The sequence below is a fragment of the Palaeococcus pacificus DY20341 genome, assembly GCF_000725425.1.
Taxonomy (GTDB): domain Archaea; phylum Methanobacteriota_B; class Thermococci; order Thermococcales; family Thermococcaceae; genus Palaeococcus; species Palaeococcus pacificus.
Genome location: NZ_CP006019.1, coordinates 1,720,219 through 1,745,234 on the forward strand (window position 1 = coordinate 1,720,219; position 25,016 = coordinate 1,745,234).

Annotated in this window: 27 protein-coding genes; 16 read left to right on the forward strand and 11 right to left on the reverse strand. The window is 43.7% G+C overall.

Annotated features, from left to right (window positions below; genetic code table 11):
- Positions 1-18: 18 nt before the first annotated feature.
- From PAP_RS09360 to PAP_RS09370, 3 genes are read left to right on the forward strand one after another with little or no spacing between them, the layout of a single operon-like run.
- The gene (locus tag PAP_RS09360; protein ID WP_236626989.1) at positions 19-765 is read left to right on the forward strand and encodes an RNA methyltransferase; all 747 of its coding nucleotides are present in this window, start codon (positions 19-21) and stop codon (positions 763-765) included.
- Positions 758-1,285 (forward strand): methylated-DNA--protein-cysteine methyltransferase, encoded by a 528-nt coding sequence (gene otg / locus PAP_RS09365; RefSeq protein ID WP_048165754.1) that lies wholly within the window; start codon positions 758-760, stop codon positions 1,283-1,285. The genes PAP_RS09360 and otg overlap by 8 nt, the downstream gene beginning before the upstream one ends.
- On the forward strand, positions 1,273-2,298 hold the full coding sequence (locus tag PAP_RS09370; protein ID WP_048165755.1) for a tetratricopeptide repeat protein: 1,026 nt from the start codon (positions 1,273-1,275) through the stop codon (positions 2,296-2,298). The genes otg and PAP_RS09370 overlap by 13 nt, the downstream gene beginning before the upstream one ends.
- On the opposite strand, the gene PAP_RS10400 is transcribed toward PAP_RS09370, so the two are convergent.
- The 3 genes from PAP_RS10400 to PAP_RS09380 form a co-directional block, all read right to left on the reverse strand.
- Positions 2,295-2,420 carry a hypothetical protein gene (locus PAP_RS10400; protein WP_269077256.1) on the reverse strand — a complete coding sequence of 42 codons (126 nt, stop codon included), beginning with the start codon at positions 2,418-2,420 and terminating at the stop codon, positions 2,295-2,297. The two genes, PAP_RS09370 and PAP_RS10400, sit on opposite strands and share 4 nt — an antisense overlap.
- A gap of 61 nt (positions 2,421-2,481) precedes the next feature.
- Positions 2,482-3,864, reverse strand: coding sequence for an acetyl ornithine aminotransferase family protein (locus PAP_RS09375; protein WP_048165756.1), 1,383 nt, complete (start codon positions 3,862-3,864; stop codon positions 2,482-2,484).
- Positions 3,865-3,907: 43 nt separating this feature from the next.
- Entirely contained in the window at positions 3,908-5,281 is a 1,374-nt protein-coding gene (locus tag PAP_RS09380; RefSeq protein WP_048165757.1) for an alanine/glycine:cation symporter family protein, read from the reverse strand.
- Between the two features lie 279 nt (positions 5,282-5,560).
- Between PAP_RS09380 and PAP_RS09385 the strand changes: the two genes are divergently transcribed.
- Both PAP_RS09385 and alaS read left to right on the forward strand, forming a co-directional pair.
- Complete coding sequence (locus PAP_RS09385; protein WP_048165758.1) at positions 5,561-5,827, forward strand: hypothetical protein; 267 nt, start codon at positions 5,561-5,563, stop codon at positions 5,825-5,827.
- A 262-nt stretch (positions 5,828-6,089) separates the two neighbouring features.
- Complete coding sequence (alaS, locus tag PAP_RS09390) at positions 6,090-8,819, forward strand: alanine--tRNA ligase (RefSeq protein WP_048165759.1); 2,730 nt, start codon at positions 6,090-6,092, stop codon at positions 8,817-8,819.
- Positions 8,820-8,863: 44 nt separating this feature from the next.
- On the opposite strand, the gene PAP_RS09395 is transcribed toward alaS, so the two are convergent.
- Positions 8,864-9,619: a Nif3-like dinuclear metal center hexameric protein gene (locus tag PAP_RS09395; RefSeq protein ID WP_048165760.1), complete on the reverse strand. Its 756-nt coding sequence runs from the start codon at positions 9,617-9,619 to the stop codon at positions 8,864-8,866.
- A gap of 109 nt (positions 9,620-9,728) precedes the next feature.
- Here PAP_RS09395 and PAP_RS09400 point away from each other — a divergent pair, with 109 nt between their 5' ends.
- From PAP_RS09400 to PAP_RS09425, 6 genes are all read left to right on the forward strand, one after another.
- Positions 9,729-11,498 carry a tRNA uridine(34) 5-carboxymethylaminomethyl modification radical SAM/GNAT enzyme Elp3 gene (locus PAP_RS09400; protein ID WP_048165761.1) on the forward strand — a complete coding sequence of 590 codons (1,770 nt, stop codon included), beginning with the start codon at positions 9,729-9,731 and terminating at the stop codon, positions 11,496-11,498.
- Between the two features lie 120 nt (positions 11,499-11,618).
- Entirely contained in the window at positions 11,619-12,776 is a 1,158-nt protein-coding gene (locus PAP_RS09405; protein ID WP_048165762.1) for an MFS transporter, read from the forward strand.
- A 132-nt stretch (positions 12,777-12,908) separates the two neighbouring features.
- Complete coding sequence (locus PAP_RS09410) at positions 12,909-13,433, forward strand: hypothetical protein (RefSeq protein WP_048165763.1); 525 nt, start codon at positions 12,909-12,911, stop codon at positions 13,431-13,433.
- 42 nt (positions 13,434-13,475) lie between these two features.
- On the forward strand, positions 13,476-13,970 hold the full coding sequence (locus PAP_RS09415; RefSeq protein WP_048165764.1) for a YkgJ family cysteine cluster protein: 495 nt from the start codon (positions 13,476-13,478) through the stop codon (positions 13,968-13,970).
- 9 nt (positions 13,971-13,979) lie between these two features.
- On the forward strand, positions 13,980-14,480 hold the full coding sequence (locus PAP_RS09420; protein WP_048165765.1) for a PUA domain-containing protein: 501 nt from the start codon (positions 13,980-13,982) through the stop codon (positions 14,478-14,480).
- Positions 14,481-14,525: 45 nt separating this feature from the next.
- On the forward strand, positions 14,526-15,257 hold the full coding sequence (locus PAP_RS09425; RefSeq protein WP_048165766.1) for a helix-turn-helix domain-containing protein: 732 nt from the start codon (positions 14,526-14,528) through the stop codon (positions 15,255-15,257).
- Here PAP_RS09425 and PAP_RS09430 read toward each other — a convergent pair.
- Genes PAP_RS09430 through PAP_RS09440 form a run of 3 tightly spaced genes read right to left on the reverse strand, consistent with a single transcriptional unit; the run spans position 15,254 to position 18,100 of the window.
- Entirely contained in the window at positions 15,254-16,042 is a 789-nt protein-coding gene (locus tag PAP_RS09430) for a 4-phosphopantoate--beta-alanine ligase (protein WP_048165767.1), read from the reverse strand. The two genes, PAP_RS09425 and PAP_RS09430, sit on opposite strands and share 4 nt — an antisense overlap.
- A 1-nt stretch (position 16,043) precedes the next feature.
- Positions 16,044-17,597, reverse strand: coding sequence for a CGP-CTERM sorting domain-containing protein (locus PAP_RS10140; protein ID WP_144368040.1), 1,554 nt, complete (start codon positions 17,595-17,597; stop codon positions 16,044-16,046).
- Between the two features lie 35 nt (positions 17,598-17,632).
- Positions 17,633-18,100 (reverse strand): hypothetical protein, encoded by a 468-nt coding sequence (locus PAP_RS09440; RefSeq protein WP_048165768.1) that lies wholly within the window; start codon positions 18,098-18,100, stop codon positions 17,633-17,635.
- 115 nt (positions 18,101-18,215) lie between these two features.
- Here PAP_RS09440 and PAP_RS09445 point away from each other — a divergent pair, with 115 nt between their 5' ends.
- Together PAP_RS09445 and PAP_RS09450 are read left to right on the forward strand one after the other, a co-directional pair.
- The gene (locus tag PAP_RS09445; protein WP_048165769.1) at positions 18,216-18,881 is read left to right on the forward strand and encodes a M48 family metallopeptidase; all 666 of its coding nucleotides are present in this window, start codon (positions 18,216-18,218) and stop codon (positions 18,879-18,881) included.
- Complete coding sequence (locus PAP_RS09450; protein WP_048165770.1) at positions 18,878-19,633, forward strand: MBL fold metallo-hydrolase; 756 nt, start codon at positions 18,878-18,880, stop codon at positions 19,631-19,633. The genes PAP_RS09445 and PAP_RS09450 overlap by 4 nt, the downstream gene beginning before the upstream one ends.
- On the opposite strand, the gene PAP_RS09455 is transcribed toward PAP_RS09450, so the two are convergent.
- The 3 genes from PAP_RS09455 to PAP_RS09465 are packed head-to-tail and all read right to left on the reverse strand — an operon-like array spanning position 19,630 to position 21,237.
- The gene (locus tag PAP_RS09455) at positions 19,630-20,061 is read right to left on the reverse strand and encodes a secondary thiamine-phosphate synthase enzyme YjbQ (RefSeq protein WP_048165771.1); all 432 of its coding nucleotides are present in this window, start codon (positions 20,059-20,061) and stop codon (positions 19,630-19,632) included. The genes PAP_RS09450 and PAP_RS09455 overlap by 4 nt on opposite strands.
- Positions 20,045-20,344 carry a VanZ family protein gene (locus tag PAP_RS09460; RefSeq protein ID WP_048165772.1) on the reverse strand — a complete coding sequence of 100 codons (300 nt, stop codon included), beginning with the start codon at positions 20,342-20,344 and terminating at the stop codon, positions 20,045-20,047. The genes PAP_RS09455 and PAP_RS09460 overlap by 17 nt, the downstream gene beginning before the upstream one ends.
- Positions 20,341-21,237 carry a thiamine-phosphate synthase family protein gene (locus PAP_RS09465; protein ID WP_048165773.1) on the reverse strand — a complete coding sequence of 299 codons (897 nt, stop codon included), beginning with the start codon at positions 21,235-21,237 and terminating at the stop codon, positions 20,341-20,343. Before PAP_RS09465 ends, PAP_RS09460 begins: the two co-directional genes overlap by 4 nt.
- A gap of 111 nt (positions 21,238-21,348) precedes the next feature.
- Here PAP_RS09465 and pyrB point away from each other — a divergent pair, with 111 nt between their 5' ends.
- The 3 genes from pyrB to PAP_RS09480 all read left to right on the forward strand — a co-directional run bounded on the left by pyrB (position 21,349) and on the right by PAP_RS09480 (position 24,423).
- The gene (gene pyrB / locus PAP_RS09470) at positions 21,349-22,275 is read left to right on the forward strand and encodes an aspartate carbamoyltransferase (protein WP_048165774.1); all 927 of its coding nucleotides are present in this window, start codon (positions 21,349-21,351) and stop codon (positions 22,273-22,275) included.
- The gene (gene pyrI / locus PAP_RS09475) at positions 22,272-22,727 is read left to right on the forward strand and encodes an aspartate carbamoyltransferase regulatory subunit (protein WP_048165775.1); all 456 of its coding nucleotides are present in this window, start codon (positions 22,272-22,274) and stop codon (positions 22,725-22,727) included. Before pyrB ends, pyrI begins: the two co-directional genes overlap by 4 nt.
- A gap of 169 nt (positions 22,728-22,896) precedes the next feature.
- Positions 22,897-24,423, forward strand: coding sequence for a D-glucuronyl C5-epimerase family protein (locus tag PAP_RS09480; protein WP_084177557.1), 1,527 nt, complete (start codon positions 22,897-22,899; stop codon positions 24,421-24,423).
- On the opposite strand, the gene PAP_RS09485 is transcribed toward PAP_RS09480, so the two are convergent.
- Positions 24,413-25,000: an ECF transporter S component gene (locus tag PAP_RS09485; protein WP_048165776.1), complete on the reverse strand. Its 588-nt coding sequence runs from the start codon at positions 24,998-25,000 to the stop codon at positions 24,413-24,415. The two genes, PAP_RS09480 and PAP_RS09485, sit on opposite strands and share 11 nt — an antisense overlap.
- Positions 25,001-25,016: the final 16 nt, after the last annotated feature.

A 25,016-nucleotide genomic window follows, 5' to 3' on the forward strand; every position in this document is an offset into this window, starting at 1 on the left:
AGATTAAAAGCCTTTCCGATGGAAATGGAAGTAGCGGTAATACTTGTAGAACCAGAGTACCCCATAAACCTCGGCTCAATAGCACGCGTAATGAAGAACTTTGGTGTTGATGAGCTTATCCTAGTCAACCCTAAAGCGAGGCCAGAGGATGAGCTCGCTAGAAAGTTTGCGGTTCATGCAGTTGATATTTTAGAGAACGCTAAAATTACAAAAAGCCTAGATGAAGCGCTAGGAATGGTCAACTTTGCTGTCGGGACGAGTGGTGTAGGGGGAAAGGATTACATCCCTGAGAGAACACCCATAACGCCCGAGGAGTTTGCAAGAAGGATTTTTCTAACAGGCGGAAAGGTTGGAATTGTCTTTGGACGCGAGAGTAGGGGTTTAGATAACGATGAGCTAGAGAAGCTCGACTTCACAGTTACGATACCCACAAGCGGTGCTTATCCAATAATGAACCTAAGTCATGCTGTAGCAGTTATTCTTTACGAAGTCTACAAACAAAGGATAAAAACCGAAGAAGTAGAACGCCCAAAACCTGCAGGAAGGCTTGAAAGAGAGGTCTTCATCCAACAGTGGCGCGAGCTCATGAATGTCCTAAACACTCCGAAAGACCCATATAGGAAGAAGTACACCGAAATAATGATGCGCCGCGTTTTGGGACGGGCGTTCATCTATGAAAAAGAAATTTACGCAATTATCGGGCCCCTTAGAAGGGCAGTAAGGAGTTTAAAGAAGTGCAAAGAGAAGGGATGTTTATATGATTAGCGTTGAGCAGTTTAAGGTTGAGAACAGGAGTATTTGGATAGGCGTTATTTACGGAGATAAGATCCAAGGTGTGGTCTATTCTCTCGAAGGAGAAGGCTTTCTAAAAGAAAGGATAGAAGAGCTAACAAGGTTTCTAAGAAAGCGCGGTGCTGATGTTAGATTAGAGGAAGAAAAAAGCACATATCCACAACTTGTTTTTGATGTTTTAAAAGGCAAATTAGACAACGAGGAAGTTCTCAATATCCTGAGTTTCGAAGGAACAACACTATTTGAGCGGAAAGTTTATGAGGTATTAACAAAAAAAGTTAAACGCGGACAGGTAATAAGTTACAAAGAGCTAGCCCATATTGTGGGAAGTTCACCAAGGGCAATTGGAGGAGCGATGAAAAGGAATCCATACCCAATAATCGTTCCATGCCACCGTGTAATTTCAAGTAATGGAATCGGCTTTTACACACCAAAAGTCGAGTACAAAAAGTTTTTGCTCGAAATAGAGGGGGTGAAAAAGTGGACAAGCTGAAAGCTTACCTAATTGGTTTCATCTTAGCGATCGTGGCAATAACAGTGGGAATAATTTACAAGTGGGGCTTTTGGATGCTCGTGCGCATCGTCTTGAGCCTTGGCTTTTTGGGATTAACCTTAACGATGGCATTTTTCTTGGCGTTAACGCTCTACGCTGAAAGCTGGAAGTACGCCCTCTATCTAGTGGTGCCAACAGCCCTGAGCGGCTATGCTACATACTTAAGTGTCACATGGCAAAAGCTTAACATCGTCGGCGGGATAATAGTGCTCTTCATTCTCGGTTTGGCCTTTGGGATCTGGTACATCAGCGAGCCTGATCTTGGCTTAATGGATCGCTTTAAGAGCGCAGAGAGCTTGGAGCGAGCAGGGAATTACAAAGCTGCCGCAAGGAAGTACGAAAAGAAGGGCAACTATTTAAAGGCCGCCGAGATGTACGAAAAGCTCGGATGGATGGAAAGTGCAGCGTGGGCATATGAAAAAGCCGAGAAATATGACAAAGCTGCGGAAATCTACGAACAGCTTTATGAGAAAGAGAAAGACACCTACTATCTAAAGGAGGCTCATGAATATTGGAAAAAGGCTGGAAACATGGACAGAGCCGCTAAAGCTTTGGAAAAGTATGCCAAAGAAGAACCATGGTTCTGGGAGGATGTTGCAAAGCTCTACGAGGAGTTAAAGAACGAGGAAAAAGCTGTTGAGGCTTGGAAGAAAGCTTTGGAGTACTACATTAGCGAGGCTCAAGAGGAAGGTGTCTTCTGGGAGGACGTTGGAAATATTTACAAGCGCCTTGGCGATGAGGAGAAAGCAACGGAAGCATACGAGAAGTTCCTCGAATACTGCCTCAAGGAAGCGGAGGAAGACGAGGCTTGGTGGAAGCATGTTGCAGAGACATATGAACTCCTAGGGGAAGAGGAGAAAGCTAAAGAAGCTTGGGCAAAATATGAGGAATACAGGAAGAGGATAATGCAGGGAATTGAGGAAAACAAGGAAGAACGTGAAGAAAAAGCTTAATCCTTTTTGCTTATGCTTTTTACCTCAAATTTGTTCTTTTTTCTCTCAAAGCGCCACTTTTCTATAGCCCTTACAAAGGGACACCTTCTACGCCACTCCTCAAATAAACTTCGAAGTCCCATAGTATCACCAAAATAAATTATAGAAAAAGGATTTATAAATAAAATTATGAAAAAACTTTCATTAATGCCATGTCACCGTCTTATGCATCACCTTTCCAGCTAAAGCATCTTTTAACGCCTGCTCCATTATTTCCAAGCCCTTCTCAGCAATTTCCTGCGTTATGACCAAAGGCGGTGTGATCCTCACTACGTTCCCAAACATACCATAGCTTGGGAGTATTAGGCCGAGCTCAAACGCTCTCCAGCATATCTTGCCCGTAAGCTCTGGATCAGGTTTTTTGTTCTCTTTTACTATTTCAACGCCTATCATTAAGCCTTTCCCTCTAACATCGCCTATAACCTCATACTCCTCCTGCATCTCCTTGAGGCGCTTCATTATGAATGAGCCTACTTTCTGAGCATTTTCGAGCAGTTTTTCCTCCTCGATTATCTTAAGCGTAGCATAAGCTGCCGCTGAAATCACAGGGTTAGCCGCTGGCGTCAATAGAGCACTCCCGCTTGTCATATCCATCAGTTCAGCTTTTCCTATGACGCCGCTAAGCCCCATCCCACTTGCAACCCCTTTTCCAAAGGCCAAAAAGTCAGGCTCAACTTTAAAGTGCTCGCTAGCAAACCACTTACCTGTCCTCCCGATTCCCGTTTGCACTTCATCCATGGCAAAAAGAATGCTATGCTCATCTAGAACTTTCTTCAGCTCTTTGAAAAAGCCTTCTGGGGGAACAACTATTCCAGCATCGCCTTGGATTGGCTCAGCTATTAAAACGCTCACTTCATCAGGGGGAACGACGTGGGCTAAGATGTAGTACTCGAGATAGTCTAAGAAAGCGTTTATCAGCTCATCGGGGTTTTCATAGCCGTCTATCCGCCAAGGGTTGCGGTAAGGGTTGGGATATGGAATCCAAACGACATTGGGCACTAATGGGGAGAAGCCTCTTTTTTGGGAGCTTTGAAAGGCAGCTATCGATGTTGCCCCATAGGTCTGACCGTGATATGCTCCTATAAACGCTATCACCCAAGGCTTCCTCGTTGAAAAACGCGCTATCTTTAGGAGTAAGTCCATTGCATCGCTCCCGCTGAGGCCGAAGAGGATTTTGGGGCCTTCAAGTGGAGATTTTTCCGCTAAAATCTCCGCAACCTCTATAGCTCTCTTGCTGTAGGTGTAGCCTATCATCGAGTGCTGTATCTTAGAGACCTGTTCTTGAACCTCCTTTACGAGCTTTGGGTGGGCATAACCCGTTGAAGCCGCGGCAGCGCCGGCTAAGAAATCTATGAAAACGTTCCCATCAACATCCTCTATTAACGCTCCATAGCCTCTTTCCGGAACGACGGGAAAGAGTTTAACTCCAAGTCCTTGAGAGACTACTTTTTTCTCTCTTTCAATTAATCCTTTTGCTTTTGGCCCTGGGGGAGTAACAACTATCTTTGGAAACTCATCAAAAGACATGTTTATTTCCTCCAACAGTTAATAAAAAAGTAGAGAGGAGAGTTCATGGATTTGCCGCAATAAATTCATTGGTGTACTCCTTAACTACCTTGTACAGTATTAATAGTCCCAATAGGTTGGGTATTGCCATAAGTCCATTCATCATATCTGAGAATGTCCAAACGTTTTCCAAGACTGTTGTTGCACCAATGTAGATGAAGATAACGAAGAGCAAGTTGTAAAGTAAGTGAAGCTTTGGATACAGCTTAGCGAACTTTTCAGGGTCTTTTTCAATCCATTTAGCCAAGTAAAGCACATTTTGCCTTCCATAGAATGACCACGCCAAGACGGTCGAATATGCAAAGAATATAACACCTATTATGACCATCACTTCTCCAGCGTGTCCAAAAGCTCTTGCAAATGCCTCTTGTGTTAATGCAGTGCTCGTTTTGTCAGTTTGCCAAGCTCCAGTTGCAACAATTGAGATTCCGGTTAATGAACAAATTATGAGTGTGTCTATAAGTGGGCCAAGCATTGCAACGTGAGCTTGTCTTGATGGGTGGTCGGTTCTTGCTGCGGCGTGGGCTAAAGTTGCAGTTCCAAGACCAGCTTCGTTTGAGAAGAGACCTCTAGCAACACCCCATCTTATCGTCGTTCCTACTGCTCCACCAGCTACTGCACTTCCAGTAAAAGCATCCCTAAATACCAATGAGATTGCACTTGGTAACTGTCCAGCAAACTTTATCCATACTCCAACAGCGAATATAAAGTAAATTATTGCCATAAATGGAACCAGTGCCTCTGTGACTTCACCAATTCTTTTGATTCCTCCAACAATAACCACGAATGTCAAAAATGCAAATAGTGCTCCTGTAGCCCAGTTAGGAACGCCAAACGCAACATCCATTCCTAAAGCGAGGGAGTTGGCTTGTGTCATGTTTCCAATTCCAAATGCTGAAATTGCCGCAAATATTGCAAAGAGAATTCCCATGGTCTTTCCTAAACTACCTCCTACGCCCTTTTCGAGGAAGTTGAAAGTTCCACCAATCATGGTTCCATCGGGTAGTTTGTCTCTGAATGCAACACCAAGCAATCCTTCTGAATACCTCGTTGCCATTCCAACTAAAGCGGTGACCCACATCCAGAACAGTGCTCCGGGACCACCGAGGTGAATTGCCGTTGCAACACCAGCGATATTTCCAATACCAACCGTTCCTGCGATAGTAGCCATTAAAGCCTGGAATGGAGTAATATCTCCCTCACCGGTCTTTTTCCTACCTTCAAAGAGGGTAAATTTAATCGACCATCCAAGCCTCCTGAACTGTATTCCCCCGAGAGCTATTGTTAGGAATAGTCCCGTACCAACAAGCAAAACCATCATAGGGGGACCCCAAACCACGCCATCAAGCCAATTAATAAAGTCCATTATGGCACCCATCTAAAACACCTCCAAGTCATTTTATGTACTTTGAAGATTTTTGTAAGTCATTACAGCGATATTATTGACATCAATGTACTTTACAAATATATTCTAAACCCCCTCCACTTATTTAAAATTTGTGGACTGTATTTGATAGAATTCGAATTTTCATTATAGGCCTCTGAAAAAATTTTAGGAGAAGGTATATATAATGCGCAAAACTTATACCCTATGGAATGATGAGTCTGGAGCCCCCTGATTGATGATGAGGTTTCGCGGGGCTGACCGGTGTTAAAGATGCTCAAGAAAAGAGTTTGCAAAGACCTCTATGAAGAAATTGAACGGCTTGAAAAGTCAATTATTGAATTAGAGGATGAGATAATTATACTCAAAGCCCAGCTAAAAGCAAAGACTGAGGAAGTAAATAGCCTAGCAATAGAAAATGCAAACTTAAGGTACAAGTTAGAACGACTGCAAAAAACTTACAGCCAGATGGTTGAGATACTCAAAAAAATTAAGTTCCCTATAATTCTGCTAGACGAGGATAGCGAAAGCGAGAAATAGTTAAGCTTTCTACGTGTTCTAAATTCTGTAGTAGATTTGTTATTGAGAAACACACTAAATATGGCTCAAATAGTCGTAAACCGTATAATATTGCTCTTACTACCATTAATTCATAGTTATATTACGGATAGCAGCCAAATAAAAATTTCAAATTCTCAAAATCCTTTTTCTATCAACTTTTCACATAGCTAAAAAGCAAAAGAACTTTTAAGAGAGAAGACCTTTTAATTAGTAGGCAGAGTTTTAGAGAAAGGTGATTAAAATGTCAATGGACATGGGCACAAGAATGTTCAAGGAGGAAGGATGGATAAGGAAGACCTGTAAGGTGTGTGGGAAGCCGTTTTGGACGCTCGACCCAAATAGAGAGACCTGTGGAGATCCTCCCTGTGATGAGTACGAGTTCATAGGAAAGCCGGGAATACCGAAGAAGTATACACTCGAAGAGATGCGTGAGGCGTTCTTAGGCTTCTTCGAGCGCAATGGTCACGGTAGAGTAAAACGCTATCCTGTCCTACCAAGATGGAGAGACGATGTTTTACTTGTAGGAGCTTCAATAATGGACTTCCAACCATGGGTTATTAGCGGAGAGGCTGAGCCTCCAGCGAACCCCTTAACCATCTCCCAACCATCAATTAGGTTCACTGATATAGACAACGTTGGAATAACCGGAAGACACTTCACCATATTTGAAATGATGGCACACCATGCTTTCAACTATCCCGGAAAGCCAATATACTGGATGGATGAAACCGTAGAGTATGCCTACGAGTTCTTTACAAAAGATTTGGGCATGAAAGGGGAAGATATAACTTTCAAGGAGAACCCATGGGCAGGCGGAGGAAACGCTGGACCTGCATTTGAAGTGCTCTACAAGGGGTTGGAGGTCGCTACGCTCGTTTTCATGCAGTACAAGAAAGCCCCTGAAAACGCACCAAAAGAGCAAATTGTCGAGATCAAAGGCGACAAGTACGTTCCAATGGAAACTAGGGTTGTTGATACAGGCTACGGTTTAGAGAGATTAGTTTGGATGAGCCAAGGAACACCAACGGCTTATGATGCTGTTTTAGGCTACGTTGTAGATCCCTTAAAGAGAATGGCAGGTGTAGAGAAAATAGACGAGAGAATTTTAATGGAAAACTCCCGCTTAGCTGGAATGTTCGACATCGAGGATATGGGAGACCTCAAGGTTCTAAGGAGAGAAGTGGCAAACAAAGTGGGAATAAGCGTTGAGGAGCTCGAAAAAGCTGTTAGGCCATATGAGCTTATCTATGCCATAGCGGACCACACTAAGGCTCTAACCTTCATGCTGGCGGATGGTGTTATTCCATCAAACGTGAAGGCCGGCTATTTGGCGAGACTCCTCATTAGGAAGAGCATAAGACACATGAGGGAGCTCGGCATTGAGGTTCCACTCAGCGAGATAATGGCCATGCACATAAAAGAGCTCCACAGGACGTACCCAGAGTTCAAGGAGATGGAGGATGTTATTTTAGACATAGTAAACGTCGAAGAGAAGCGCTATAAAGAGACGCTCAAGAGAGGAAGCGGCCTCGTTAAACGTGAGATTGCTAAGCTCAAGAAGCAGGGTAAGAAGGAGATACCCCTTGAGAACCTCATACTCTACTACGAGAGCCACGGACTAACTCCCGAAATCGTCAAAGAGGTTGCTGAAAGTGAAGGAATAAAAGTCCATGTCCCAGACAATTTCTATACATTAGTGGCAAAGGAAGCTGAAAGGACTGAAGAAGAGGAGAAAGAAAAAGCTTTAGTAGACTTTGAGCTTGTCCAAGGCCTGCCCGACACGAGGACGCTCTACTACGAAGACCCATTCATGAAAGAATTTGACGCTAAAGTCCTGAAGGTAATCGAGGATTGGGTAATTTTAGACCAAACGGCCTTTTATCCTGAGGGTGGAGGACAGCCATGCGACTTAGGCGAATTAGAAGGAGTTGAAGTCCTCGATGTGCAGAAGATAGGAAAGGTAATCCTCCATAAGGTGAAAGATGCGAGCAGGTTTAAGGAAGGTCAAGAAGTGCACGGTAGAATTGACTGGGAGAGGAGAATCCAGCACATGAGGCACCACACGGGAACTCACGTCCTCATGGGAGCCCTAGTTAGGGTTTTAGGAAAGCACGTTTGGCAGGCAGGTTCTCAATTGAACACAGATTGGGCTAGGCTTGATATAGCTCACTACAAGCGCATAAGCCAAGAGGAGCTTAGGGAAATTGAAAAGTTAGCCAATAAGATAGTTATGGAGAACCGCAAAGTCACTTGGGAGTGGCTTCCAAGAACAGAGGCAGAACAAAGGTATGGCTTTAGGCTCTACCAAGGTGGAGTTGTGCCAGGTAAAGTCATTAGAGTGCTGAATATTGAAGAGTGGGACGTCCAAGCATGTGGTGGAACTCACTTGCCACACACAGGCTTAATAGGACCAATTAAAATCCTGAGGACAGAAAGGATACAAGACGGTGTTGAGCGTATAATCTTCGCCGCTGGTGAAGCAGCTATTAAATGGATGCAAGAGAGTGAGGCAATAATAAAGAAGACGAGCGAAATCTTTAGAGTTCCCCCAGAGAAGCTCCCAGAGACGGCGCAAAAGTTCTTTGATGAGTGGAAGAAAGCTAGAAAAGAGGTTGAGAAGCTCAAGAAAGAGCTCGCAAAGCTCCTCATTTACGAGCTCGAAGCCAAAGTGGAGAAAATTGGAGAGATTGAGTTCATAGGAGACGTCGTTGAAGGAGACATTGATCACCTAAGAGAAGCAGCGCTCAAGCTAAAGAGGCCCAATAGGGTAATAGCAGTGATAAGTGAAGATACTGGAGCAGTAGTTGTGGCCGTTGGGGATGAGATAGAGCATAAGGCAGGCGAGCTCATAAGGGTGATAACCTCAATAGCCGGCGGTGGCGGTGGCGGAAAGAAGGACTTGGCCCAAGGAAAAATAAAGAATGTCCTGAAGGCAAGAGAAGCCCTTGAAGAATTAAAGAAGAGGCTTTAACCCCCTTCCCTTTTCTTATACTTAACCGTCATTGTCTCATTTGTTCAGAGACCCGTTGGGGCATCTATGAAGAGCACTTCAACTCCAAACTTTTCTTTTAAGAGAGGCATCAAAGATTTGACACCCAAAGTTTCAGTGGCATAATGTCCAGCAGCAATTACGTTTAAGCCCCCCTCTTTTGCCATGTGGAAGTTCTGGTGCAGAAACTCACCCGTTATGAAGAGATCAATGCCTTTTTCTATGGCTTCAACAGTAGCAAACCCTCCCCCACCGCTAACAACTGCTACGCTTTTAACTTCCTCTCTGCCGAACTCAAAAGCCTTAACATTTGTGTCCAGCTTTTCGGCAAGGGTTTGGGCTATAAATGACATGTGCTTTGGCTCTTCAAATTCTGCCACATAGCCTACGGAAATGCCACCATAGCTGCCAAAAGGCTCTTTTGGCTCAAGCCCGAGGAGCTTTAAAAGCTGAGCGTTATTCCCTACCTCAGGATGAGCGTCCAAGGGAAGATGAGCCGCGTAGAGATTAAGTTCGTTTTGAAGGAGGAACTTTAACCTCCTCTGGATAAGCCCTCTCACGTACTCTATGCCGCCCCATATGAGGCCGTGGTGAACTATGAGCAAGTCCGCACCCCACTTGTTAGCACGTTCAAAAGTCTCCATTGAAGCATCTACAGCAAAAGCTATCCTTTCCACTTCGCTCTTTCCCTCAACTTGGAGACCGTTCCTCGATTTATCTGGGAATTCGTTAATCCTCAGGTACTCATCGAGAAAGCTTACGATTTCATAAAGGTCTGTCATCGTGCTCACCTCAAGATGTATTCGCCAACTGAATTATCCACTCAGTGAACATACTCCGCAAGCAACATTTTTAAACATCCCGGCTTTTGTTAAACCAAAGGTGAGAGAAATGGAAGATTATTGGAAAGCCTGTGAGGAGATTGCAAAGGCCGTAATCACTGGTGAGATTGAGGATAGGAAAAAACTGAACACGCTTAAAATTAAGGTAGCGAGAAAGTATCATCTAAGCAAAATTCCCGCTAATTCGGACATCCTTAGAGTAATGAGTAAGGAGGATAGAGAGCGCTTTAAAGACTTCCTCAAGAAGAAGCCCACCCGTACTATAAGCGGTGTAGCCGTTGTTGCAATGATGACGAAGCCCTTCCCATGCCCCCACGGACGTTGCATCTACTGCCCTGGCGGACCGAGCGAAGGCTCTCCCCAAAGCTACACTGGAAAAGAGCCCTCTGCCCTTAGAGCTGTCCAAAATGTTTATCACCCTTATTTAATCATGATGAACCGCCTAAAGCAGCTCTACGATATAGGGCACGACATAGACAAAGTTGAGGTAATCATTCAAGGAGGAACTTTCCCGGCTGTGGACTTGGACTATCAGGAGTGGTTCATAAAAGAGGCCTTCAAAGCCATGAACGACTTTCCGCACTTCAGGGATATAGAGGGCCTCGAAGAAAAACTCCGACGCTGGATTATCCATAAAGACGAGAGAGTTTTTGAGAACAAGGCATTCAAAGAGGCGTGGGAAAAAACCCACAGAAAGCCCTACTATTATCTAGAGGAAGAGCAGCGCAAAAACGAGAGGGCAGCGGTTAGGATGGTCGGCCTAACGATAGAGACGAGGCCGGACTGGGCATTTGAGAAGCACATAGACAGGATGCTTAAGCTCGGGACAACGAGGGTCGAGCTCGGTGTCCAAACGGTTTTCAACTTTATATACGAGCGCACCAAAAGGGGCCACACCGTGGAAGACACCGTTAAGGCTACACAGCTCTTAAAGGACGCTGGCTTAAAGATAAACTACCACATGATGCCCGGTCTTCCGGGGAGCAACTTTGAGAGAGATTTAGAGTCATTTAGAATTATATTTGAGGATTCGAGGTTTAGGCCGGATATGCTCAAAGTTTACCCTACGCTGGTAACGAGTGACACAACGCTCTATAAATGGTGGAAGCAAGGAGAATATGCCCCATATCACACGGAGGAGGCTATAGAACTGCTTGTCGAGGTCTACAAGTTCCTTCCCAAATGGGTTCGCGTTATGAGGATTCAAAGGGACATCCCCGTTGGCTTAGTCGTTGATGGTGTTAAGCACTCCAACCTCGGCCAGCTCGTGTTTAATGAACTCGTGAAGCGCGGTATTAGGCCAAAGGAGATACGCTTTAGAGAAGTTGGCCATATAATGCAGAAGTTTGGAGTGGAGCCAGAGATTGAGCACATCAAACTCTTAAGAGAGGACTATGAGGCGAGTGAGGGTCATGAGATATTCTTAAGCTTCGAGGACGTTAAGAACGACATTTTGATAGGTTTCATTAGGGTTAGAATACCGAGTGAGAAAGCCCATAGGAAGGAAATTAACCGCGTTCCCTCCGCCATTGTTAGGGAGCTCCACGTTTATGGTCCCTTAGTGCCTATAGGGGGGAAGCCCAAGTATGAGTGGCAGCACCGCGGCTACGGAAAGGAGCTTTTAGCTGAGGCAGAGAGGATAGCGAGAGAGGAATTTGATGTCAAGAAGATGCTCATTATAAGCGGTGTCGGTGTTAGGAACTATTACAGGAAGTTCGGATATAGAAAAGACGGACCCTACGTGAGTAAAAGACTTGATAAGAAGGGTTACGCCAATTTTGGAAAGAGCGGGAGCTTTGATGCACACTTGAACACTTGACCTTCTATTCTTTCTTATCGCCATGTCGCTACTCGTTCAGCCAATCGAATTAATACTTCAAAAAGTTTTAAAAGTTAAAATGCTTTAATTTCTTGGATAAGCTTTAAGCGAGGGGGTAAAATGAGGAAGCTCCAGCCAGAGAAGGGTTACCTCACCATAAAAGGCTTAGGCTCCTGGGTAACACACCTAATGGGCCCATACTTGACACTCTGGCTCAAGAACATAGGGCTTTCTTATACTCAAATAGGCCTTGCTCAATCAGTCTCATCATTTACCTCGTTCATAACGGACTTTCCCACCGGAGGTCTGGCGGATCGCTATGGAAGAAGGCTCAACTATGCCTTTGGACTGTTCCTATTTAGCATAGGGTTGCTCATCATAGCGCTTTTCAAAAGCTTCACTCTCGTTTTGCTTGGCATGACGCTTGGCGGTCTTGGGCAGGCGTTTATGAGCGGTACTTTAGTGCCTTGGCTCTATGATTCCTTAGATGACAAAAGGAAAGCCTACAATGTCTTCAGCAAGATGAAAACTATAAACGGCATTTTAGGTGCTGTAGCTGGAGCGACAGCAAGTTTGCTTTCTAGATATTATTTAAACCTTCCATTAATCCTATCTGGTGCTTTTGGACTGCTAACAGCAGTCTTGGCTGTTCTCCTTCTCGAAGAGAACTATGGTCATCATGGAGATAAGGGCTATTGGGCAATATTAAAAGGCGGTGCAAAGCACATTTTGGAGAATAGAACCCTTCACCTCCTCTTAGCTTCAAGTCTGCTCCTGACTTTTTCGGCTCGCACATTCTTTATGTTCTGGATGCTGTTGGCTAAAAACATTGGCTTAAAAGGAGAATACCTCGGTTATGTCTACACCCTATTGATACTTTCCACTTCGTTAGGCGGGGCAATATCAGTGAAGCTTTCAAAGATGATAGACTACAAAAAAGTGGCCGTCGCTGGCACTGTTGCTTTTGGGATAGTTTTGGCGCTAATGGGTTTTACCCATAGTATTTACCAGCTCTTAGTCCTCCTAGTTGCGATAGAAGTTGTAATGAGCGTTAGAGGACCCGCAATGCTCACATTAAGAAACGAGATAATACCCTCAGAAGGGCGCTCCACGATAACGTCAGCACTAAGCACCATAACGAGCCTCTTTGCAATGATCGCTAACATTGCCGTAGGTGCCATAGCAGATGCAATGAGCTTGAAAACGCTCTATATCATTGCAGGATGCCTAGCTTTGGCGGCATCATTATTCATTGCAATGGCTACAAAGAGAGCTTAGCTCAATGCTGGAGTTAACGGCAACAACTTTAACTTTTTAACTGAGATTAAAATTCCTAATTAGCAAAGAAATTCATACCTCAAAAAGTTTAAAAGAAGGTTTCACTATACCTAAAAATAACCGGTGATAGACATGAAGCTTACTCAAGAACAGGAAATGCTTTTAAAAATCGTGCTCCCCCTCATCATCCTATCTGCTGCCATCATAGGCGGCCTCTGGTACAGGATACTCTCACATCAGACCGTTCCCTATGACCTTGTGGCTCCCAAGGGAGCAATATATTTTGTAGGAAATGTGAGCCTTGGGGATTACACTCAAGAAAACGCCGTGGATTTACAAGGAATACTAGTTCTAAAGGGGAACACCCTCTTTGGAAAAGAAGTCGAAATAGGTGTACAGGAGGGCTGGTGCGTCGACTTGGTTGTTTGGGACGGAAAAAAGTATGAAGTCAAAGAAAAGTGTGCTAGCTCTGTTAAGCTCAGCATGAATGCCTTTTACGTGACACAACACTATTACTGGTACATGGAACGCGGCTACCATTTAGTTCTCCACAAGAAAGATAGCTCTCCTATTGCGAAATATGAGCGTGTTTACATAAACACCACGGTTGAAGGTGAAACCAAAAAAGGTTCTTTAACACTAACATACAAGGAATAGCTACACCTCTACTTTTTTAAGCTCTAAAAGAAAGTTTAAAATATGCGATTCAAACCCAAACCCCTAAAAAAAGATGTTCACTTTGAGTGCAAATTTTGTTTAGACTGCTGCCGAGGGCGCTTTATCTATCTCACTCTATACGATATAAAGCGCATAGCCAAAAACGGGCACGATGTAGAAGATTTTATTATGCTCAGCATGGACAGTGGAAAAATACGGTTCGTGCTCTCCTATAGAGAATGGGACCTAGGATGCATTTTCCAAGATTTGGAGACCGGGAAATGTAAAATCCACGATTACAATCCCCTAGTATGCCAGCTTTACCCGTTCATGGTCTCTCATAAACCCTTAGGCATTGAAGGTGAAGAGGCATTTGAGTATAGAGGGGAAAAGCTCTGGCTCTACTACGATGAGAGCTGTCCTGGCGTTGGAGAAGGCGAAGAAATTATTAACATGAAAGAGATAGCCGCTTTAGGAGTTAAGTTCAAGGAAGAGCTCGATAAAACAGATTTAGAAGGGTTTAATAGTTTACTATAGGTGACCTAAATGGAGCTAAGGTATAGAAGGGCCTCATCATGGGAGTTTGATCTCATAATAAAGGAAGCTGAGAAGTACGGAAAGCTTAGGCACGAATTTTTTGGAATAGTTGAGGGAAAGTTTAGGGATGTCTATGCCGTGAATGAAGAAGTTTGGAGGAAAATTGAATCATTGAAGATTAAGCCCCACTCTTTTGGGACTTTTGTAGGGACTATAAAAGTGGATAAAAACCTCGTTGAGAAGTTCTACCCAAATATAGAGTTCTTCTACTTCGTTGATATCGAGAAGAACTATGCTATCTTAAAGCACCGCTCTGCGTTTAGATTTACGACTGGAAAAGGCATCCATAAAGAAGGTGTAAAAGAGTATAACTGGCAGGGAAGCAAAAAGCTCGTGATTCTAGATGAAAATGGAACCATATTAGGGTTAGGGCTTATCCAGCCTACCAAAAAACCCTTCATTAGGAACATAACCGATGTAGGGGAGTTCTTAAGGAGACACAAAAGTTAGGCAATTGCCGAAAGATTTATATGCATTTATTGCAAATACTAATTCATGTTGGAAAAGGAGAAGGAAGCCCTAGCAAAAAGGATTGCCGGAGAAATAACCCTCTCAGCAGACCCCGGGAAAACCATGAGAAAATGGAGAGAGATTTTTGGGGTTAGCCAAACTGAACTGGCCGATTATTTGGGTGTTTCTTCTTCAGTTATCAGCGATTATGAAGGTGGGAGAAGAAAGAGCCCAGGTGCTTCTACGATTAGGAAGTTTGTTGAAGCATTGATACACATAGACGAAAAGAGGGGAGGAAATGTAATTAGGGCATTTAGCAAGACTATAGGAAGCGATCTGCCCACAGATGCTATTTTGGATATGAGAGAATTTGCCCTTCCAGTCACTATTAAAGAGCTCGTAGATGCCATAAAAGGGGAAATCGTAGCTAATCTTGACCTCATGGATAGAAAGCTCTACGGCTACACAGTTGTGGACAGCATCCACGCCATTTTAGAGATGAGCAGCGAAGACTTCCTAAAGCTCTACGGCTGGACAACGGAGAGAGCTTTAATCTTCACAAAAGTCACCACCGGGAGGAGTCCAATGATAGCGATTAGAGTTCAAGGCATGAAGCCTGCCGTTGTAGTGCTCCACGGGGTTAAAAAGCTCGACGAGCTTGCCGTAAAGATATCCGAAAGGGAAAGAGTTCCCCTAATAGTTTCTCATATTGAAAACGAAGACGCACTCATAAGCTCCCTAAGGCGGCTTGTAGAAAAGAAGGAAAAAGAGGTTTAAATTTCCCTTCTTCTCCAAATTCCTTCTTTAGATAATGCATCCAGCCTGTTTCTCATGTGAATTAAAACATCACTCAAAGTTTTGGCATTGTCATAACCTTTCACTATTGCCTCAAGCTCTTCTTTCGGCTTTCCTTTGAGCTCCTCCGCTATCTCTATCATTTTTGGATATGCCCTGACTATGTTGTCCACTATAGTGATGTCGGCCATCCTAGCACTCCTAGAAAGCGGATTGAGGTCAACAGTTATCACAAACTTGCCCATTGCAACTAATGCCTCCGTCCTGTCGCCGTCCTCTAAAGGAACGACAATGACGTCGGCCTTCCAAATGCCCTCCTCATCAACTTTGCCTCTCTCGCTCTCGAGGTTTGGGATTCTCTTTGTGGGGTTTATTCCCAAAATTTCAACATCAGGATCAAACTCCCTCAGCGCCTTTTCAATAGCTTTAACCCTCTCCTCCGTGCGGTAGAAGAGGTTTATCTCAAGCTTAGCCCCAAGAGATTTGGCCAACTCTATGGTTTCTTTAGGGACTAAAGCGGCCACATTACCGTTGACGGAAACCACGGGATGTTCAGCTAAGAGGAGCTTTGCAACAGCCGTCCTCATCGCTCTTTCAGCAGGCTCTATGGTTTTTTCACCTATGAGGTAGTCAAAGGCCTCCCCACGGCCGTGGGCAATAGTCCCTGCTTTTGCCAAAATACCCTTCTCCAAAGCTTCCTCTATTTTATGTCTGTAGTATAAGCTCCAATAGCGAGGATGGGACTTTGGAACTTTAAACTCTGCCATTTTACCACCTCTTTTTCTTCAGTGTCGCTGGAATTAGAGTGAGGGTTAAAATTAGGGCGGGCCCACATATTCCTCCTTCCTCACTTGGAGTAGTTGTTGGCGTTGTCGTTGACTCTTGAGAGGTATAGACTGTAGTTGTTGTAACGGTTGTAGTGGTTGTTGTAGTCGTACTCAAAGGAGTTGAGGTAGTTGTAGTGGATGATGTTTCTGAGGGCGAGGTCGTGGTTGTTGTGGTCGTAGTGGTGGTTGAAGTCGTTTGAGTTGTGGTTGTAGTGGTAGGAGTTACGGTTGCTTCCTCCTTTTTTCCAAAAGTTATGAGCATTGCGTCACCTTTTATTGGGGCATTGATGTACCCTTCAACGTTTTTAACATATACTTTAACCGGTTTCACTGTAAATGACAGTGAAATAGGAGCTATATCATTGTGAGAGACCTTGGAAAGGGTTATGTCAAGCTTCTTTGTTAGTGTTTCTTTAGTGACATCCGAAAAGTTCGGAATAGAGAACTCCACTGCGGAAGTCTCTGTGTAGCCAGCTATGTAAAGGACTCCATCCTCCAAGAAAGCGCTCATTGGTATGGTAACTCCACTGCTCACAAAAGTGCCCACCCACTCGAACTCATCCTCATTGAATCTAGCTATGAACGTGTTGAAGCTCTTCATCTCAAAGTTGCCCCACTTTCCTACCGCTAAAATTTTCGAGTTGTTGAACAAAACAGCGTTTATGCTATCTCCAAAGCCAAGCCCAAATGATACTGCCCACTCTAGAGTCAAGTTTTTATCGAGCTTCATCAAAAAGGCATTCCCAAATCCTATGTTCTCAACGCTTCCAGAGAGATAAACAAAGCCATTGTTAATGGTCACGTACTCAACTTCATCTCTTCCAGGGTTTTCCCACTTTTCAGCGGAGATAAACTCCCCCGCCTTATCAAACATTACAATGTAAACGTCATCTCCATCCGAGCATGCTACATAGATAGAATCGCCCACGTCCAAAGCTTTAGCTTCAAAAAGGTTCTCTCCAAACTCTTTAATCCATATAAGATTGCCCTCCAAATCGAGCTTTGCCAAAAATGCTCTCTTGATGTTGCCCGTTGGCTTAGTATATCCTGCTATGTAAATGGCATCATCAGCAATTTTTATAGCGTTTGCACCATCGTTGAACGCTCTTCCTATCGATTTGAAGTATATCACATCCCCATCAAGCGAGAGTTTTGCTAAGAAAGCATCTCCTTTTTCAAATACCGTATCTCCCATCTGGCCCACCACATAGATGTACCCATTGTAGAGAGCGGCATCCTTGGGCCATATAATCACATCACCGTAAATAACCTTAGAGAATTCCTGAGCATCACCGGTTAAGTGCGTTAGAAATAGCCCCCTATATTCTGAAAAGCTCTCTGTTGGGCCGACTAAAATAGTAAAATCTTCCATTGGGAAAAGTGCTACAGCACCATCGTACCTCTCTCCTCCCCAAGAAGTGTAATCGACTTCATAAGCACTTGCAAAGGGCACTAAAATTAGCATGAACAAAAGGGCTAGCCATCTCATCCTCATCACCAGAGATATTACTCGCTCAAACTAAATAAGGTTTACCAACCGCTTTTTCTGCTCCCAAAGAATAAGTCTGAAAGCTTTGGAAGGTCTTCTACTCTAAATTCGTCGTAAAACTCTTTAGTTTGTTCAGGACTTAGTTTTTCAAGCTCATCCGGAACATCTTCGATGAGAGCGTACTCGAGATGATCTCCTTTTCTAGCTATCTCAAGAGTATAGATTTTCTTCTTTAAGCTCTGAGCCCTTTCAATTTCTCTAACAACGCCAGAAGTAAGCTTTCCAACTATGGCAATGGCAACGAACACATCTGACTCATCGATGAGGTGCTCCGTCGGCCTGAGCCCATACTTAGAGGGAACTATGATTTTACCCGGAGCTAAATGTTTTTCAATGATTCCAATGCAGTCCTTCTCAGTCTTCGTGTTGTATAAGAGGGTAGGCTCACTCATGTAAACAGTTATTCCTGCTTTCTCTTCCTCCTTTTTTCGCCTTAAAAAGCTAAACATAATGATCACCTCAGGTGGGGATAAAACGTCTTCACCAGTCCGCTGGGATGACACTCATCATCGGTCACTATGAAGTAGGGAAAACATCTTAAAAACTTAAGCCCAATACTATTTTATGCCCGAGATAGAGCTGGGAGGAAAGAGAATCCACTATGAGCTTATACTAAAGAGGGTTAAGTACCTTAGGGTTTATCTCGCCCCGGATGGGAGGCTAATCGTAGTCTCTCCTACAAGGAATGTTGAACCTATTTTAAAAGCAAAGAAAGCGTGGATTTTAAACAAAATTAACAGGATAGAAAAAATAAAAGAGCTCAGCTCAAAATTTCCATATTTGGGGCGGTTCTATGATGTTGAAGAGGGTGAAAGTTTTAATATTCTTGAAGATAAAATTTTCATTCCCACCAGAAAACAGCTGGAAAGGAATCTTAGAAAAGAGCTTAAGAGCACAATTGAACCTCTTATAGAAGAGAGGGCAAAAGTGTTAGGTGTTGAGCCAAATAAACTCTTCGTGAGAAAGCAGAAGACAAGATGGGGAAGCTGTTCTGCCAAAGGCAACCTCAGCTTCAACCTAGCATTAATGGCGCTTCCAAAGAGCCTCATAGACTACGTCGTGACTCATGAGGTAGCCCACCTGAGAAAAATGAACCATTCAAAGGACTTTTGGAGCTTAGTATCAAGATTCCACCCGGACTGGAAGAAAAAGCGAAAAGAGTTAAAGGACTGGTGGCTTATAGTTCACAACAATCAAATTTGGAAGGATCTCTTGGAGGGAAAGAGGTGAAGATTATAATTCTCGGCTCTGGTATATATAGCGGTACTCCCAAACCTCTATGCGACTGTGAGAACTGCTCAAGAGCTAGAAAATATCCTCAATATAAGCGAACAAGGTTTTCAATGTATATCCCTAAAATCAAAGCTCTTATAGATCCATCTCCAGATTTGCACTACCACCTTGAGCGCCTCAACATGCCCGTTAAACATGTTTTTATCACTCATGCTCACTTCGACCATATAGGCGGTTTACCCGAACTCCAGATTTTTAAGCACATCAAGCTTTACGCGCACGCTAAGACTCTCGAAGTGGCGGAATACCTACAAAAGCGGTTTGTAGGAGAGAGCAGATGGAACTGGGAATATTTCCCTTTAGAATTCAACAGGTGGTACGACTTTGGTTTTAAGGTTTATCACTTTAAAGTTGCCCATCAACCAATAGAAGTTGCAGGAGGATTTATAATTCAAATTGGAAACAAAAAAATAGTGATTACCGGAGATACTGGCCCAGAAATACTTGAAGATAAAAAGACTCTGGAAGAGATTAGCAACGCCGACCTGCTCGTTGCTGAGATGACACACAAACACTCAATTCCGAAGACACATCTCGGAGTTGAAGACGCAATAAAGCTCGCTCAAAAAGTCAGGGCAAAGAAAACAGTTTTTGTTCACATAAGCCACACAAACTACACGCACGAAGAGCTGGAAGAAAAAGCAAAGGAGTACTTAATAGCGAGAGACTTTATGCATCTCGAAATCTAAACATCCACAATATCCCCGTAGCCAATCGCTTGGAGGATTACTTTCCTCCTCCTAGGCCTTACGTCGAGCTCAACGAAGAATATCTGCTGCCAGATTCCTCTAATGAGCTTTCCATTCGCAATGGGCAGCACTAATGACGGGCCTAAAAGTGTAGCCCTAAGGTGAGAGTGAGCGTTGCTATCAATCATATCATGATTGTAGCCCCCGCCTTTAGGTACAAGCTCCTCAAGGATTCGTTTGAAGTCTTCCAGGAGACCATCTTCGTCCTCTATCGCCACAACAGCACCTGTTGCACCAGGAACAAAAACCAAGAGCTGGCCGTTTTTAACTCCAGCCCTCTCAACGAAGCGCTCAATCTCTTCTGTTAAGTTGACCAGGTCAATCTCGCCCCTCGTGGAGAAGTGAAACTCCTCAGTTACCACCTTCATTCCAAACCCTCCAAGCTAAATAACCACAGGTGAAGCCTATTAAGTTTGCCATCATGTCTCCAGTAGAAAACACCCTTCCCGGCACGAATAACTGGAGGAACTCTAGGAGAAAAGGAAGTCCGAGCAAATACTTGGCACTTCCATCAGCCAAAACGCCCAAAAGGGCAAACTCTAAGAAATGGACAAGTTTATCCCCATTGGGTATTGGCGATGTAGGGACTTTTGGAGAGAGATTTAAAACAAATAAAAGCAGAACGTAGAAGAAAAGGAACCTACGCTTCATAGACAGCTCTCCAACTTCTTAATCTTCTCCACAACTTCTAAGGGATTTCTGCCAAAAATATAGACGCAAGGCTCAATTCCAAAAGCTCCCCTGTCAACAACAGCATCCAGAGGTTCTTTAGCATTTTCAAACAGCATTCTTATGAGCTCTACAGTTTTTTCCTCGTCCCTCTCCCCTTCTTCTATGTCTTCAAATGAAAATCCCGCCTCTTTCAATGCTCTCTCGATCTCATCGTCGAACTTTATGTTTATCACGCTCCTGATCTCAGGGCGGACTTTGGAGACATCAACCAATATCTGGGCAGTGTGCTTGCTAACTCCAAACTCTGGGGGGAGGGCAAAAGCTTTTCCTTTGGCGTTGGTTATCCTGCCGGGAACAGCAGCGACGTCCTCACTCCCCTTGGGGCTCGGAAGAGCATATGCAAAGTTGCTCCTAATCTCCGGTATCAACCATAAGAACTTCTCATCCTTCAAAAGCTCCCTCAATGCTAAGTTAAGAGTCTCCAGGACCTCTCCTTTTGAAGGAATTTCACCAAAAATCTCCCTGCACAAGCTGGGATCTTTTAGGTTAGCATATTTTAGATAGGCAGAACAGAGCTCGCCTTGAATCAGCTCAAAAAATTTCCTCGCTGTGTACTTAACAACCTCCTCATCATCAGCGCCATAGGAAATCATGTTGGCAATTTCTCTCGCCATTTCCCCAATAATAACCTCAATGTCCTCACTAAGCTGCTTATACTTCCCGGACAGATATTTGCTCACCATCGCTTGAGTTATACCGAGCTTTTCAGCTATTTGAGCTTGAGTAAAACCTTTTTCATAGAGATGCTTAGCAACCTTTGCCCTCAGGCTAGGGCTTATGACCTCCGCCCAAAATGAGCACGGTGTTCTCATCCGCTCACCCCTTAATAACTTCCAAAAACTTAGTTATAAAACTTGCCATATACAAATTTATGTTAAAAAAGCTTTAAATACTCACAAAAATTTACATTTGGTGGGCTTTTAATGTGGAAAGGTAAAGACGTTATAAGCATTAGAGATTTCTCAAAAAAAGATATTGAGTACGTTCTAAAAACCGCAGAGAACCTCGAGCATGAGCTTAAAGAGAAGGGCTCTTTGGAGTATGCAAAGGGCAAGATTTTGGCGACGCTCTTCTTCGAACCTTCAACGAGGACAAGACTGAGTTTTGAGAGTGCAATGCACCGTTTAGGAGGAAGCGTAATAGGCTTTTCAGAAGCATCAAGTACGAGCGTCAAGAAAGGAGAGAGCTTGAGGGACACCATAAAAACGGTCGAACAGTATAGCGACGTTATAGTTATTAGGCACCCAAAGGAGGGAGCCGCAAGATTAGCAGCTGAAGTAGCGGATATTCCAGTTATAAATGCCGGCGACGGGAGCAATCAGCACCCAACACAAACTTTGCTCGACCTCTACACCATAAAGAGTGCCTTTGGAAAGATTGATGGCCTAAAGATAGGCCTTCTTGGAGATTTAAAGTACGGCAGAACGGTGCACAGCCTAAGCGAAGCTTTAACTCACTACGATGTAGAGCTGTACTTAATTTCGCCTGAGCTCTTAAGAATGCCCAAACATATTGTAGAGGAGCTCAAGGAGAGGGGCATAAAAGTCTATGAGACGAGCGATTTAGAGAGCGTGATTGGCGAGCTTGATGTCCTCTACGCAACGAGGATTCAGAAGGAGCGCTTCCCAGACGAGCAGGAGTATTTAAAGGTCAAAGGAAGCTATGTAATAGACTGTGAAGTTCTAAAGAAGGCAAAAGAGACCCTAAAAGTTATGCACCCACTACCAAGAGTTGATGAGATACATCCAAGCGTTGACTCTTCAAAACACGCGATTTACTTTAAGCAGGTGTTCTCGGGAGTTCCTGTTAGAATGGCGCTTCTTGGTCTTACATTGGGGGTGATAGAATGAGCGAGCTCAAAGTGACAGCCATTAAGGAGGGAACAGTGATAGACCACATTCCCGCAGGGAAAGGTCTCAAAGTAATCCAAATCCTCAAACTCGATAAGCTGGACGGTGGAGCACTCTTATTAGCGGCGAATGTCCACAGCAAGAAGCTTGGAAAGAAAGACATAGTAAAAATCGAAGGAAGGTTCCTAAGCGAGGAGGAAGTGAATAAAATCGCACTGATAGCGCCGAGCGCCACTGTTAATATAGTTAGGGACTATAAAGTCGCGGAGAAGTTCCAAGTGGGGATTCCCGAGGAAATAAGCGGCATACTGAAGTGCGCAAATCCGAACTGTGTGAGCAACCATGAGTATACAACACCAAAGTTCTACGTCATCTCAAAGGAGCCTCTAAAGGTTCGCTGCCACTACTGCGAGAGGACTATGGAGGAGAAGGAGATTTTGGCCAATTTGTGATTTTCTTTTTATTCCACTGCTTTTTTGAGTCCAGCGATTAACCATTGCCTAACCTTTGGCAAATATAACTATGCATATGCGTATTAAAATTCCTTCATTATTTTTCACGTATGTTAGCAGCGATTCAGACACGAAAATTATTTAAATTCCAAGTTCATATTTAACCAACATGAATAGTATGAAAAAACATGCCTCAGCCCTTATAATTGTGATTTTTGTCATGTCCTCCGCATGCATTAATGTGTCCTCACGGGATATCGTCGAGCATTTTGAACTCTACTTTAAAATAGAGAGCTCAGAAGAGGTTTTTAAAGTACACTCGCTTGAACTCTATATAGAGAACCTAACGCTTGGAAACTTTTCTTTCGGAAGTATTGTGGTTGATGATGTAGTATCGCCTGTCAAAGCCTTCAACATGAGTAAAATGGAAAAAGGGGAGTACACCTTAAGCTTTAGAGTTACCGGCCGTATTGTAGATGCTTCCAACACCACACACAGAATAAGCGAGAGCCTCTCTACTAATGTTAAGGTACAAGAAGGTGGGGTTACAATTGGGCTTAGGATCATCAAAGAGAGCGAGAATTATAAAATCAAGATAGGAAATATCTACAATTCTCCAATGAAAGATGAAGATGTTCTGCTCGTTAGGGCCTCAGTTCTCACAAAAGATGATCACAGAGAGCTTGTTGAAGCAATAAGAGAAAACCAAAGACTTAGAGAAAAACTTCTCGAAGAGTTTAACTCAACGGGGAACTATGCTTACTACCGCTCTTACATAGATTTGAGCTATCCAATCAGAGCATTTGCCGATTTAGGAAGAGAACGGGAGCTTACCGAAACAGAACTTAAAATACTCACGCTAACACTCGAAGCAAACAACGCCTACTACTCAAACCACACATCTCCCAACAAAAGCTACTACATCGTTGCATTCTCGAATGAAACGCCTTACGAATTTATACCTAAAATAGAGGGCAAATTCCAAAGCAAGCTGCCCTTCGTCTATTATAAAGGTAGGGGATTTTACCCATACCCCGTTACCGCAGTCAATTGGATAACCTCATACTTCAATAGGAGAGATTATGAAAAAGGTATTGCCCTCTTAAACGAGCTTGATAGCCTTATGGAAGTCGAAGAGCTCAATGGAGAGAGATATGCACTCTTTAAGATTTACTTCCATTACCGGAACTCGAGCATCCCATGGGTTTCCTCCTTTTCTCAAGGAATTGCTGCTGGACTCTATGCAAAAGCTTACAACATCACAAAGAATGAAACTTATCTTGAAAAGGCACAGCTCTTAATAAATTCTTTCGAGCTGAAGGGAGAAGAAGGCTTTGTAATAAACACGACCTATGGCACGTGGTTTTTGGAGTACAACTTCGATCCAACATTTCTCGTCCTGAACGGACACATAATCACCATGAAAGGCCTTTACAACTACTACCAAGTCACAGGGGATGAGAGAGCATTGGAACTCTTCAACGAGGGAGTTGAGAGTGTTAAGAAGGCCTTAAAAGATTGTGATGCAGGAGATTGGAGCCTGTACTCCGTGAAGGGACTAAGAGCAAGTGAAAGCTATCATCGGCTTCACATAGAACTTCTGGTGTGGCTCTACAACACTACAGGAGATAGGTACTTTTTGGAGTACGCTGAAAAATGGAAGGAATATATAGAAAAGAAAGGGATTACTCCTTAACCACATGCGGGAGAGCCCTGATTACAGGAAAGCTAACCAAAAAGCCTCCAATGACATCAACTACCGTTTGTATTGCATTTGGAAGGCTTATTGCTAGCCAGAAGGGCATGTGTGTGAATTCTTCCACGACTGGGATCACCTGCTCCCTTGGAATGCCGAACCATATGGGAATAGCGTAGTAATAATTCATAGCTATCATTAGGGGAGCTCTTATTAGGACGGCGAATGTTAAAGCTAGCACTATAAAGATTGGAGTTTTCGCTGAGTTTAAGCTTGAGGTGCTGAAGCCTGTGAGCCTCTTGGCAATTTCAAGGCCTAAGAGGACGCTTAAAGTTGCAAAGAACTTCATACTCGCTCCCAGCCAAGAGGACTGAGCTATAAGTGTGAGGCCCAAAAAGAGCAGGGCTAAGCCTAAAAATGACTCTCTAAAGCTATAAATGAAGTAGATAATCATTATTGGAACTGCCACGAAGTCTATGTCCATGCCCCATGGTGTCTTGATTTTAAAGGGCGAGACTTGGAGCATTAACGCTAAAGCCAGCATTAATCCTATTAAAGCAACTTCCTTCGCTTTCATGATATCACCGTGAACA

Coding starts and splice junctions, on each gene's coding strand:
- PAP_RS09380 (WP_048165757.1), bottom strand. CDS start 5,281: ATGGGTGCCATAATGGACTTTATTAATTGGCTTGATGGCGTGGTTTGG.
- PAP_RS09415 (WP_048165764.1), top strand. CDS start 13,476: ATGCGATTCAAACCCAAACCCCTAAAAAAAGATGTTCACTTTGAGTGC.
- PAP_RS09385 (WP_048165758.1), top strand. CDS start 5,561: ATGCTCAAGAAAAGAGTTTGCAAAGACCTCTATGAAGAAATTGAACGG.
- PAP_RS09425 (WP_048165766.1), top strand. CDS start 14,526: ATGTTGGAAAAGGAGAAGGAAGCCCTAGCAAAAAGGATTGCCGGAGAA.
- pyrB (WP_048165774.1), top strand. CDS start 21,349: ATGTGGAAAGGTAAAGACGTTATAAGCATTAGAGATTTCTCAAAAAAA.
- PAP_RS09395 (WP_048165760.1), bottom strand. CDS start 9,619: ATGACAGACCTTTATGAAATCGTAAGCTTTCTCGATGAGTACCTGAGG.
- PAP_RS09440 (WP_048165768.1), bottom strand. CDS start 18,100: ATGTTTAGCTTTTTAAGGCGAAAAAAGGAGGAAGAGAAAGCAGGAATA.
- PAP_RS09455 (WP_048165771.1), bottom strand. CDS start 20,061: ATGAAGGTGGTAACTGAGGAGTTTCACTTCTCCACGAGGGGCGAGATT.
- otg (WP_048165754.1), top strand. CDS start 758: ATGATTAGCGTTGAGCAGTTTAAGGTTGAGAACAGGAGTATTTGGATA.
- PAP_RS09465 (WP_048165773.1), bottom strand. CDS start 21,237: ATGAGAACACCGTGCTCATTTTGGGCGGAGGTCATAAGCCCTAGCCTG.
- PAP_RS09460 (WP_048165772.1), bottom strand. CDS start 20,344: ATGAAGCGTAGGTTCCTTTTCTTCTACGTTCTGCTTTTATTTGTTTTA.
- PAP_RS09375 (WP_048165756.1), bottom strand. CDS start 3,864: ATGTCTTTTGATGAGTTTCCAAAGATAGTTGTTACTCCCCCAGGGCCA.
- PAP_RS09400 (WP_048165761.1), top strand. CDS start 9,729: ATGGAAGATTATTGGAAAGCCTGTGAGGAGATTGCAAAGGCCGTAATC.
- PAP_RS09410 (WP_048165763.1), top strand. CDS start 12,909: ATGAAGCTTACTCAAGAACAGGAAATGCTTTTAAAAATCGTGCTCCCC.
- pyrI (WP_048165775.1), top strand. CDS start 22,272: ATGAGCGAGCTCAAAGTGACAGCCATTAAGGAGGGAACAGTGATAGAC.
- PAP_RS09360 (WP_236626989.1), top strand. CDS start 19: ATGGAAATGGAAGTAGCGGTAATACTTGTAGAACCAGAGTACCCCATA.
- PAP_RS09480 (WP_084177557.1), top strand. CDS start 22,897: ATGAATAGTATGAAAAAACATGCCTCAGCCCTTATAATTGTGATTTTT.
- PAP_RS09430 (WP_048165767.1), bottom strand. CDS start 16,042: ATGGCAGAGTTTAAAGTTCCAAAGTCCCATCCTCGCTATTGGAGCTTA.
- PAP_RS10400 (WP_269077256.1), bottom strand. CDS start 2,420: ATGGGACTTCGAAGTTTATTTGAGGAGTGGCGTAGAAGGTGTCCCTTT.
- alaS (WP_048165759.1), top strand. CDS start 6,090: ATGTCAATGGACATGGGCACAAGAATGTTCAAGGAGGAAGGATGGATA.
- PAP_RS10140 (WP_144368040.1), bottom strand. CDS start 17,597: ATGAGGATGAGATGGCTAGCCCTTTTGTTCATGCTAATTTTAGTGCCC.
- PAP_RS09485 (WP_048165776.1), bottom strand. CDS start 25,000: ATGAAAGCGAAGGAAGTTGCTTTAATAGGATTAATGCTGGCTTTAGCG.
- PAP_RS09420 (WP_048165765.1), top strand. CDS start 13,980: ATGGAGCTAAGGTATAGAAGGGCCTCATCATGGGAGTTTGATCTCATA.
- PAP_RS09445 (WP_048165769.1), top strand. CDS start 18,216: ATGCCCGAGATAGAGCTGGGAGGAAAGAGAATCCACTATGAGCTTATA.
- PAP_RS09405 (WP_048165762.1), top strand. CDS start 11,619: ATGAGGAAGCTCCAGCCAGAGAAGGGTTACCTCACCATAAAAGGCTTA.